Consider the following 10,423-nt stretch of genomic DNA (forward strand, 5'->3'; position numbering starts at 1 on the left):
CTCGCCGGGGCCGGGCTGGGCCGGGACGCGCGGGCTCATCGCGCCGCGTCCTGCCAGGGCAGTTGGTCGAGATCGACGTTGCCGCCGGTGAGGATGACCCCGACCTTGCGGCCCCGGGCCTCGAAGCGGCCTTCGAGCAGGGCGGCGACCGGCACCGCGCTGCTGGGCTCGATGACCACCTTCAGCACCTCCCAGACCAGCCGCATCGCCGACACGATCGCGGTCTCCGGAACCGTGGCGAAGTCGTCGAGCAGGGCCCTCAGGATGACGAAGCCGTTCTCGCCCAGCGTGGTGCGCAGCCCGTCGGCGATGGTGTTCGGCGGGTCGCCGGCCGTGCGCACGCCGCTGCGCCAGGAGCGCCAGGCGTCGTCGGCCTGCTCGGGCTCGCTGGCCCAGAGCCGAGCCTGGGCGCCCGAGCCCCGCACCGCCACCGAGGTTCCCGACATCAGCCCGCCGCCGCCGACCGGCGCGACGACGGCGTCGAGATCCGGGACCTCGGCCAGCAGCTCCAGCGCCGCCGTCCCCTGCCCGGCGATGACCTTGAGGTCGTCATAGGGATGGACCAGGGTGGCGCCGCGCTCGGCCACGATGGCGGCGGCGGCGGCCTCGCGCGCGGCGGTGGTCGGCGCGCAGAACTCGATCTCGCCGCCCAGGCGACGGACGGACTCCACCTTGGCCTTGGGCGCGTTGGACGGCATGACGATGTAGGCGCGCGCGCCGCGGTTGCCGGCGGCCAAGCTGAGGGCGGCGGCGTGGTTGCCCGACGAATGCGTGACCACCCCGCGCGCGGCCTCCTCGTCGCTCAGCGAGAACACCGCGTTGTGCGCGCCCCGCGCCTTGAAGGCGCCGATGCGCTGCAGGTTCTCGCACTTGAAGAACACCTCGCAGCCCAGGATCGCGTTCAGCCGGTGCGAGGTCAGCACCGGGGTGCGATGCACGAACGGCGCGATGCGCGCGGCGGCGGCTTCGATATCGGCGAAGGTGACGGGAAGGCTGCTCAGATCACGCACGGGCGAGGCTCACTTCTGTCGATTTGTCGCGATGGAATGGTCCGGCCGGAACCGCGGACGAAACCGTCGGGCCATAGCCCTTAGAGACGATCCGCGACGGCCCGCCCCTACCCGCGCCGCGCCGCAATTCTGGCGCTTCGCCCCCCGGGCGGGCCTTGCGGGCGCCCCGCCGGGAGGGGTCAGATCGCCCGGACACGATAAATCCTCCCGTCCCGCGCATAGGCGAAGGCCATGTGCTCCACGCGGTCGGCGTAGACGCAGCGATAGCGCCGGACATGGCCGCCGCCGTCCTCGTCGAACGCCTCCACCAGGTTCAGGTCGAGCAGGCCGGCGGCGGTCCGGTCGGGCGGAGCCGCCTTTTCGCCCGCCGGCCGCCCCAGCAAGCAGGCGATCTCGGGCGCGAACCGGCCGGGATCGAGCGGCCGGCCGCCGCGCAGCAGCATGGCCCTGGCCTCGGCGGCGAGCGCCGGGTCCGGATCGCGCATGGGGACCAGCGAGATCGCCGTCGAGCCCGGCGCGAAGCCTTCGGCCGCCTCGTGGGCGATCCGCGCCACGGCCGCCCGGGCGCGCTCGCTCTGAACATTGGCCGTCACCACCACCCCAAGGCGCTCGGACGGGATGCGCAGATAGAAGGCCATGAACCCTGGAACGCTGCCGGCGTGATAGTGGACCTCGCGCCCCCGCACCCGATCGAGCCGCCACCCGAAGCCGTAGGCGCAGTTGCGCCCGGTCTTCAGCAGCACCGGCGTGGTCATCGTCCGCAGGGGAACGGCCGGCGCCGCCTCGCCCCTCTGCAGGCCCGCCTCCCAGCGGGCCGCGTCCCGGGCCGAGATCAGCATCCCGCCGTCGGGCCAGCCCGAGAAATCGGAATCCATCGTCATCGCCCGCCGCAGCACGCCGTCGGCCAGCACATGCGGTTCGGCCCGGCCCGGTATGATCGCCGAGGCGTCGTCGACGCGCGCCTCGCGCAGCCGGGCCGGCGCCAGCAACTCCTGGGCGACCACCTCGCGATAGGGCCGCCCGCAGACGTCGGCGATCAGATAGCCGAGCAGGACATAGCCGGTGTTGGAATAGGACCACGCCTCGCCCGGCGCGAAATCGACCGCCAGGCCTCCCATCCGCGCCAGGAACATCTCGCGGCAGACCGGCTTGTCGCCCTCGAAGCCCGCGAGCGCCTCGTATTCCGGCGCGCCGGCGGTATGGGACAACAGGGCGCTGATCGGCAGACCGGCCAGCGACGGCGGCAGGCCGCGCGCATAGTCCCCGACCGCGTCGCCCAGCCGGATGCGCCCGGCCGCCGCCAGCCTCAGCACCAGCGCGGCGGTGAAGTGTTTCGACGCCGACCCCAGGTGGAACAGGGTCCTCGGCGTGGCGGCGACGCCGAACGGCGGCGAGGCGAGCCCCAGCCCCTCGACCGCCGCTGGAACCCCGTTGCGGACGACGGCGACAGCGACGGCGGGCAGCCGGCCGGCCTCCATCCGAGCCTGGACGGCGCGGCGGAGCGGCGGCGGCAGGCCGATCCGTCCCGATCCGGCCGCGATCGCCGGAGACGCGCCGAGCGCGGCGGCCCCGGCCACGCCCAGGCCGACCATGGCGCGTCGCGAGGGGCGGCCGGTCACGGGTCAGCGATCCGCGACGGCCGGGTCGCCCCAGGCCTCGGGCGGGCAGCGGACGCAGCCGTCCTCGTAGATCGTCGCCGGGGTCCGGTCCGAAGACAGCTCCATCGGCCCGTCGAGATCGACGATGTCGCAGAGCTGGCCGACCACGAAGGCCGGGGCCATGGCCAGCACGGTGCCGCACATGTTGCCGACCATGACCTTGAGGCCGAGGCGGCGGGACTCGCGGACCATGTCCAGCGCCTCGGTGAGCCCGCCGCACTTGTCGAGCTTGATGTTGATGACGTCGACCCGCCCGACCAAGCCGGCGATGTCGCCGCCGTCCTGGACGCTCTCGTCGGCGGCGATCGGGATCGGCGAGGCCAGGCCGTCGAGCCAGTCGTCGCGGTCGAGGGGAAACGGCTGCTCCAGCAGCTTGACCCCGGTTTCGACCAGACAGGGCGCCAGCCGCGCGAAGCTGTCGCGATCCAGGCCCTGGTTGGCGTCGACGCCGAGCCAGACGTCGGGGCGCGCCGCCCTCACCCGCCGCACGCGTTCGCCGTCGACGGCGTCGCCGGTCAGCTTCAGCTTCAAGGCCCGCGCGCCGGCGAAACGCCGCGCCTTGGCCGCCATCACCTCCGGATCATCGGCGCCGACGGTGTAGGTGGTCAGAAGCGGCCGGGACGCCTCCAGGCCGGCGAGCGCCCAGACCGGACGACCGACGCGCTTGGCCTCCAGGTCCCACAGGGCGCAGTCCAAGGCGTTGCGGGCGCCGCCCGGCGGCAGCAGGCCGCGAAGGTCCTCGCGGTCGAGGCCCGCCTCGATCCGCTCGCGCAGGGCCTCGATCTGGGCGACCATGGCCGCCGGGTCGTCCCCTCGGTAATAGACCCCGGCCGCCTCGCCGCGCCCCACATGGGCGCCGTCGCTCAGGGCGACCACGACCACGTCGATGTCGACGAAGGTGTAGCCGGATATCCGGAACGGCTTGGTGAACGGCCAGTTCTCGACCCCGACCTCAAGGCGGACAGGCCGCCTGACATTCTCACTCAAAAGGGGCTGCTCCTGTGGATCGGGACCAAGGTCAGGGTCTGGCGAGCCGGCGGCGCGGCGGCGCGGCGGCTTGTCCGGGCCCATGCTCGAACTCGGCGGCGAGTTGCGCCTTGCCGGCCGCGAGGTGCTTTTCGATGGCGTGCACCGTCACGCCCATGCGCCGGCCGGCTTCGGCGTGGGAGAGCTTCTCGAACCGGCAGAGCATGAGGGCCTCGCGCCGGCGCGGCGGCATCCGCGCGATGATCGCCAAGGCCGCCCGCAGTTGCTGCGCGGCGATCAGAGCCCGCTCTGCGCCCGGCGTCGGATCGGGCGCGTCGGCGTCCTCCAGGCCGTAGTCCAGAACGCGCTTGCGGCGGGCTCTCGATCTGAAGCGGTCGGTCAGGGTGTTTCGCGTCGCCTGAAGCAGGAAACAGGTCGGGTCGAGGATCTCGACCCTCAGCCCCGCCTGCAGGGTCTTGACCACGGCGTCGTGCATCAGGTCGGCGGCCTCGTCGGCGCCGCCGCAGCCGGCCAACTTGAGCAGCTTCTCCCTGCGGTCGCGATAGACCTCGTCCAGCCGGCTCGACAGCGAACCGCGCTCCCCGGCCGGGGCGTGGCGACGAACCGCGCCGTGCTCGTCGTCCGCGCCGACCCGGTCGGCGCCGAGGGTCTCCCGGTCGAGCCCGGCCGGCGCGAGCTGGCGCGCCTGCCCCCGCCCCATCATCGGGACGGACCTCGACACGCCCGGCGGGCCGCCAAGACCAGTCCCGGCCGCGGACCCGCGGCGATGGTCGCCGGGGCGATAAACGGCCAGCTCTTCCAGGTCATCGGCGAACTCTTGCTGTCGGGTTCCGGACTAAGCGGCGACCCTACGCAGGCGGCGCGGAGGCGCCCAATGCTGAGATCGGCGCAAGTCAGACCGAACTCTCATAGGCCCGACGACGGCGGCGGCGGAAACGACGGCCGCTTGAACGCCGGCGCCGGCAGCGAGGCGTTCACCGGCAGCGCCTGGACGTCCCCGGTCTTGAGGAAGGCGACGACGGCGTCGGTGACGGCCGGCTGCTGCTCCAGCAGCGCCGCCCGCGCGCCATGGCCGCCCCGGTGCACCAGGACCGTCCGGCTGTTGGGGAAATAGGGCAGCATGTTCAGCGTGTTCTCGACCGGGGTCGAGGTGTCCCAGTCGCCGTTGACGAACAGCACAGGCGTCCGGTTCAGGACCGGCGTGCGGAAGGCGTCGCCGACGTCCGGGCTCGGCCAGACGCCGGCCTTGCGCGAGGCGATGTAGGCGTCGAAGTCCCACCATCCCATCGCCGCCACGCCGGCGTCGGTCCGCAGCAGGTGCTCGCGCGCGGGGGTCACGCCCAGGCTGGTGTCGATCAGCGGCCCGATCAGCGCGTCGCGCTCGTCGCTGGCCCGGCGCTGGGCCGCCACCGCGCGGGCCCAGTCGTCGTAGCGGCCGTGATAGGCCGACAGCACCAGGGCCGGCCAGTCGGCGGCCGGGGTCAGCATGGCGCGCTGGAAATCCTCGCGGCCGAGCGCCACGGTCGACATCCGCCCGGTCTTGTCGTCCTTGATCCGCACCCTGACCGGAGCCTTGGCCAGCCGGCGCTGGACCGCGCCGACGGCGGCCATCACCCCGCCGTTGGGCAGGTAGGGCCGCAGGCCGGGATCATGGTCGGCGTCCCAAGCGATCCGCTGGAGCGCGGCGTAGATGTGCGAGGGCATGTCGTAGGCGTAGTCCAGCGGCTCCACGCCCGAGAGCAGCGCCCGCGCGACGATCTCCGGCCGCCGCCGCATGACGGCGAAGCTCCATTGCGAGCCGAAGCTCTGGCCCACCAGTGTGATCTGGCCGTATCCCAGCGCCTGCCTGAGGTCGTTCACGTCCTCGACGCATTGCAGCACGGTGTAGCCCGACAGGTCCTTGTCGGCGTTGGCCGCGACGGCGGCCTTGAAGATCTTCAGGTTCTCGGCCGTGTCGGCGGCCAGGGAGGCCGGCCGGTCCAGGGGCAGGTCGCGGGGCCGGCCGACGAAGCCCAGCACCTCGCCCCGCCGCGAATAGCCGCGCTGGTCGATGACGACGACGTCGCCGGCCCGGCTGAGCTGGAGCAGTTGCGCCTGCTGGCGGCGGGCGCGGTCGGTGGTCTCGGAGAAGGCGCCGAGATAGCTGTCGCCCGGCCCGCCCGGCAGGACGAACATCGGCGGGGCCCCGGTCGGCTCGGCCGGACGCAGGCGGGCGAAGCCGACGGCGATGATCCGGCTGGTCTTGGCGTCGCGGTTCTCGGGCACGAAGACGGCGCCGATCTCGTAGCGCACCTGGCGTCCGTCGGCTGCGGTCAGCACCTTGGTCTCGCTGACGACCTCGCCGGCCTTGCGCTGCTCGGCGGCGGAAACGGCCGGCGCGGCCGCCAGAACGGCGAGCGCGGCGAAGGCCAGAGCAGCACGCCCCAGCCGCCCCACGGCGAGGTGACGAGATATCCACATGGCGACGCTCCTCCGGCGACGGGCGTCGTCTTGTCGCGCGCCCGGTTCTGGAGACGCTCGTCGCGCGCCCGACCCTACCTGCGCGGATCGGGGGATCGTCGCGAGACCAGCGCCCTCGGCGACGGGAACGTCCCGGTCAACGCCGCGCCAGCCACGCCTCGAACAGGGCCTTCCAGCCGTCGACGGGCAGGTTCTGGGGCGCCATGCCGAAGCCGTGGCCGCCCTTCTCGTAGAGGTGCAGCTCGACCGGCCGCTCGGCCGCCCGCCACGCGGCGTACAGCTTGAGACTGTCCGGCGCGCCGATGGGGTCGTCGTTCGCGGCCAAGATGAACATCGGCGGCGCATCGCCAGGAACCGACAGCGTCCCCAGCAGGCCGGGATAGATGGCGGCGACGAAATCGGGCCGCGAGGCCGGCTCGGCCTTCAGGGTCGCCCACGCCGTCACCGCGCCGCCGGCGGAAAAGCCCATCATGCCGATGCGGTCGGGCGAGACCTTCCATTCGGCGGCGCGCTGGCGGACCAATTTCACCGCCTGGACGCCGTCGGCCGTGACGTCCGGCTTCAACGGCGCCGTCGCCGCGACCATGGCGTCCATGTTCATCAGCCGCGCCATGAACACCGGGACGAAATCGCCGCCGGTCGCCAGCAGGCGATACTTGAGCACGAAAGCGGTGACGCCCAGCGAGTTGAGCCACCGCGCCACCTCGACGCCCTCGTTCTCGTAGGACAGCATGTGGAAGCCGCCGCCGGGCGCGACGATCACCGCCATCCCGTTGGCCTTGGCCGGATCGGCGGGAAACACTTCGAGGACGGGCCGGGACACGTTGCGCACGATGGTTCCCTTGAAGGGCGCCGCCTTGCCGACGACCTCGGCCGGATAGTCGGCCTTGCCCCCCTGCCCCCCCGCCGGCCAGAGCGGGATCGTGGCGCTCTGCGCCGCCGTCATCACCGGGGACAGCAACAGCCCCACGCCCGCCGCCAACGGGGCGAACCAGCGCAAACTCGTCGAAAGGGCCATTCGCCCGCTCCTTTGCAGGTTGGTCATCGGCGCACGCCGCATCTGAAGGTGAAATCGCCGCTCCCGACGGCGTAGACCGCGTCGCCAGCCTCCAGGCGCAGGAAGCGCGCGCGCTTGGCCGGCGCGGCGCCGTCGAGCGTGAAGACCAGTTGCTGGTCCTCGGTCTTGACGTATTTCGGCCAGGCGGGCCGTCCCGCGCCGTTCGGATCGCCGCCCCTGGCGAACTCGGTCCAGTAGTCGCCGATCAGCTTGGCCGCGGCGCGGTCGGCGTCGCTGACCGGATCGCCGGAGACCTGAAGGTTGTCGAAGACGTAGGCCAGCTCCGAGGCGTGCGACGCGCCCTTGGTCGACTTGCGCTTGGCCTCGGCGACGTAGCCGAAATTGTAGAGCCAGGCCGGCTGGCCGGCGGCGGCGGCCGAACCGGCCATGAAGCGCGCCGGTTCGACGAAGTTCAGGTCGCTGGCCAGCTTGGCCTCGTAGGCCGCCTTGGAGCCGTAGGCGGCGACGACGGCGTCCTTGTCCGCCCCGAGCACCGCGGCGACCTTGGCGGTCATCGGCCCGAGCAGGAAGCCGGGGATGAAGCCCAACTCGTCGCTGTTGGCCCCGACGATATAGGGAATCTTGGCCTGACGGCCGGCGGCGAAGCCCGCGCCGATGTCGGCCGTCACGATCTTGCCGTCGATGATCGCGCCGGAATAGGTCTTGGCCTCGTTGTCCAGCATGTTGAGGCCGCCCAGCACCTTGGACGCGGGGATGGCGCGCAGGGCGGCGACGTCGTCGCCGGCGACGCCGGCCCTGACCGCGAAGGCCTTGCCCACGGCCTCGGCCGACGGCGCGTCCGGCTTGTCCTCGCGCAGGGGCCGCCACTTGTCGCGACCGCCGCCGGACTGGGAGATGGCCTTGTGGAACAGGCCCTTGGCCGCCGGCGAGACCATCAGGGCGTTGACCGAGCCGCCGCCAGAGGACTCGCCGAAGATGGTGAGGTTGGCCGGATCGCCGCCGAAGGCCGCGATGTTCTTCTGGACCCACTTCAGCGCGGCGATCTGGTCCATGAAGCCGTAGTCGCCCAGCGGCCCGTCGGGACTTTCGGCGCTGAGCGCCGGGTGGGCGAAGAAACCGAAACGGCCCAGGCGATAGTTGAAGGTGACCAGCACCACGCCGCGCTGGGCGAGCTTGGTCCCTTCGAACACCGGCTGCGAGGCCGAGCCGCTGACGAAACCGCCGCCGTGAATCCAGACCATGACCGGCAGCTTGCCCTTGGCCCCGGCCTGGGCCGGCGTCCAGACATTGAGGGTCAGGCAGTCCTCGCTGACCGGCTGGGTCGACTGGCTGGTGTCCCAGGACACGCGGTTCTGCATGCAGTCCGCGCCGTAGCGCGCGGCCTGCTTGACGCCGGCCCAGGGCGCGGCGGGCTGGGGCGGCCGCCAGCGCAGGTCGCTGACCGGCGCCGCGGCGTAGGGCACGCCCTTGAATATCTGGACCTGGCCGTTGCGCACGCCTTGCAGCTCGCCCGCGTCGACCTTCACGACCGCGCTCGGCTCGGCGGACGCCGCAGCCCCGATCGCCCCGGCCAACGCCAGCCCGCACGCCACGCGGCCGGCGGCCTTCGCCGCCTTACGCCCCCGCCAATACGCCACGACGCTCTCCCAGTTCACGCCTTGGGAGCCTTCCCAAGCGTTTTCGTTGGCGGATTTGATAATCGATTTTTTTATGCAAGCAACAATATAATCGATTTTTCTGCCAACCGCTTGATTTGACGGTTCGCGACGGGCATTGGGGTCGTGATGAACGTGTCCGAGCAAAGGCTGCGTGGGGGAAAGACGTCCGCGTCGTCCCTGATCGACCAGACTCAGCAGAGGATCCGGCGCGATATCGTGCGCGGCGTCCTGCCGGCTGGCGGCCGGCTCAAGATCGAGGAGCTGGCCAGGCGCTACGGCGTCGGCCTCAGCCCGATCCGCGAGGCCCTGTCCCTGCTGTGCGCCACCCGGCTGGTGGCCAAGGAGGACCGCCGGGGCTTTCGCGTGACCCCGGTGTCGCTGGCCAACTACATGGACGTGCGCGCGGTGATGAACCGGCTATGGCCGATGGCGCTGCACATGGCCCTGACCAACGGCGACGAGGCCTGGGAGAAGCGGCTGGTGCTGGCGCTCTACCGCACGCTCAAATTCGACTGGGCCAAGGCCGAACAGCAGCCCGAGCTCTACGACGAATGGGACGCGGCCTTCCGGGACTTCCACCGCGAGATGGTCGCCGGAGCCGGCTCGCCGACCCTGTCCGATTTCATCGACGGCCTCGTCGACCAGCTCGAACGCTATCGCTGGCTGGCCCCGGAGGTCCGCGCCGACACCAGCTTCGACGACCGCAACCACAAGGCGCTGGTCGACGCCCTGCACCAGCGCGATCCGGCCCGCCTCAACGAGGCGATGACCACCTACGCCAGCGGCGGCAACGCCCACCGCGAGGCGGTCGAGGCCAAGCTCAAGGCGCTTTGACCGCCGCGCCCTGGCGGCCGAGCAGGTCGCGCCACAGCGACAGCGACGCGAGGTGGAAATCGATCAGGGTCAGCCAGCCCTTGCGACGCCAGTCCAGCACCACCTCGTCCGGCAGGGCGTGCAGGCGCGCGGCGTCGACGGTGCGAAACCCCCGCACATTGAACGGCTCGCCGTCCGCCAGCGCCCCCTGGGCCTGCTGTTCGACCAGAAGATCCCGTTCGACGAGCGCGTCGCAAAAGGCGCGCGTGTCCTGCTGGCTGGCCTGCAGCGCGGCCGAGAAACGCAGCGCCTCCTGGGTCAGCGGGCTGGGCTGGCCGTCCACGAACAGCGCCTGCCCCTCCCCGTCCCCCGGCGTGGCGGCCAGGCGCGAACAGGCGACGTCGATCCCCAGGGCGTACTGGGTCTTGTCGGCCGTCTCGATGAACACGAACGGATAGCGCCGGACATAGGCGGGGATGTAGCGCCCCTCGGCCCAGCCGCCGTCCGCCTCGACATAGAGGTTCTCCTCCGCCAGGCCCAGGACCACGGCCGGATGGGCCGGCTCGCCCACGAAGACGATGGGATAGGCCCTCTGTCCCTCGACGAACTCGGCCGCCATGATCGGAACGGCGTTGGTCCCCGCCGCGAAACGGAAATCCTGTCCGTTCTTCAGGCGAAGGGCGCCGTGCGCCTCGGCCGTCAGCGCCTGCGGTTCGGCGTAGAACAGGGGGAAGGTCGCCGCCGCCGTCCCCGGCTGCGGGTCGGTCTTGGACTTCGAGGCCATGGTTCGGTCCTGGTTCAACAAAGGTCCCCCTGCGC

9 protein-coding genes are annotated in these 10,423 nt (G+C 71.9%); 1 reads left to right on the forward strand and 8 read right to left on the reverse strand.

All coding sequences use genetic code 11. The annotated features are described in order from the left end of the window. Positions 1–35: 35 nt before the first annotated feature. The 7 genes from C5708_RS15770 to C5708_RS15800 form a co-directional block, all read right to left on the reverse strand. Complete coding sequence (locus C5708_RS15770) at positions 36–1,010, reverse strand: pyridoxal-phosphate dependent enzyme (RefSeq protein WP_242922604.1); 975 nt, start codon at positions 1,008–1,010, stop codon at positions 36–38. Between the two features lie 179 nt (positions 1,011–1,189). Beyond that, the gene (locus C5708_RS15775; protein ID WP_242922605.1) at positions 1,190–2,629 is read right to left on the reverse strand and encodes a serine hydrolase domain-containing protein; all 1,440 of its coding nucleotides are present in this window, start codon (positions 2,627–2,629) and stop codon (positions 1,190–1,192) included. Between the two features lie 3 nt (positions 2,630–2,632). Continuing rightward, on the reverse strand, positions 2,633–3,655 hold the full coding sequence (locus C5708_RS15780) for a dipeptide epimerase (RefSeq protein WP_242922606.1): 1,023 nt from the start codon (positions 3,653–3,655) through the stop codon (positions 2,633–2,635). 31 nt (positions 3,656–3,686) lie between these two features. Then, positions 3,687–4,376 carry a sigma-70 family RNA polymerase sigma factor gene (locus C5708_RS15785; protein ID WP_242922607.1) on the reverse strand — a complete coding sequence of 230 codons (690 nt, stop codon included), beginning with the start codon at positions 4,374–4,376 and terminating at the stop codon, positions 3,687–3,689. Positions 4,377–4,561: 185 nt separating this feature from the next. After that, positions 4,562–6,115 (reverse strand): alpha/beta fold hydrolase, encoded by a 1,554-nt coding sequence (locus C5708_RS15790; protein ID WP_242922608.1) that lies wholly within the window; start codon positions 6,113–6,115, stop codon positions 4,562–4,564. A 136-nt stretch (positions 6,116–6,251) separates the two neighbouring features. Further along, a complete protein-coding gene (locus C5708_RS15795; protein WP_242922609.1) occupies positions 6,252–7,133 on the reverse strand; it encodes an alpha/beta hydrolase in 882 nt (293 codons plus the stop codon). 23 nt (positions 7,134–7,156) lie between these two features. Next, positions 7,157–8,659 carry a carboxylesterase family protein gene (locus C5708_RS15800; RefSeq protein WP_242922610.1) on the reverse strand — a complete coding sequence of 501 codons (1,503 nt, stop codon included), beginning with the start codon at positions 8,657–8,659 and terminating at the stop codon, positions 7,157–7,159. Positions 8,660–8,917: 258 nt separating this feature from the next. Between C5708_RS15800 and C5708_RS15805 the strand changes: the two genes are divergently transcribed. Then, positions 8,918–9,625, forward strand: coding sequence for an FCD domain-containing protein (locus C5708_RS15805; RefSeq protein ID WP_278254006.1), 708 nt, complete (start codon positions 8,918–8,920; stop codon positions 9,623–9,625). Here the strand turns inward: C5708_RS15805 and C5708_RS15810 are convergent. Then, the gene (locus C5708_RS15810) at positions 9,612–10,388 is read right to left on the reverse strand and encodes a SapC family protein (RefSeq protein WP_242922614.1); all 777 of its coding nucleotides are present in this window, start codon (positions 10,386–10,388) and stop codon (positions 9,612–9,614) included. The two genes, C5708_RS15805 and C5708_RS15810, sit on opposite strands and share 14 nt — an antisense overlap. Positions 10,389–10,423 lie beyond the last annotated feature (35 nt).

The sequence above is a fragment of the Caulobacter sp. CCUG 60055 genome (genome assembly GCF_022750545.1).
Taxonomy (GTDB): domain Bacteria; phylum Pseudomonadota; class Alphaproteobacteria; order Caulobacterales; family Caulobacteraceae; genus PUIC01.

What these genes read in the sequence shown, in the direction of transcription:
- C5708_RS15790 (WP_242922608.1), bottom strand. Translation starts at nt 6,115, where the DNA reads ATGTGGATATCTCGTCACCTCGCCGTGGGGCGGCTGGGGCGTGCTGCT.
- C5708_RS15795 (WP_242922609.1), bottom strand. Translation starts at nt 7,133, where the DNA reads ATGGCCCTTTCGACGAGTTTGCGCTGGTTCGCCCCGTTGGCGGCGGGC.
- C5708_RS15805 (WP_278254006.1), top strand. Translation starts at nt 8,918, where the DNA reads ATGAACGTGTCCGAGCAAAGGCTGCGTGGGGGAAAGACGTCCGCGTCG.
- C5708_RS15810 (WP_242922614.1), bottom strand. Translation starts at nt 10,388, where the DNA reads ATGGCCTCGAAGTCCAAGACCGACCCGCAGCCGGGGACGGCGGCGGCG.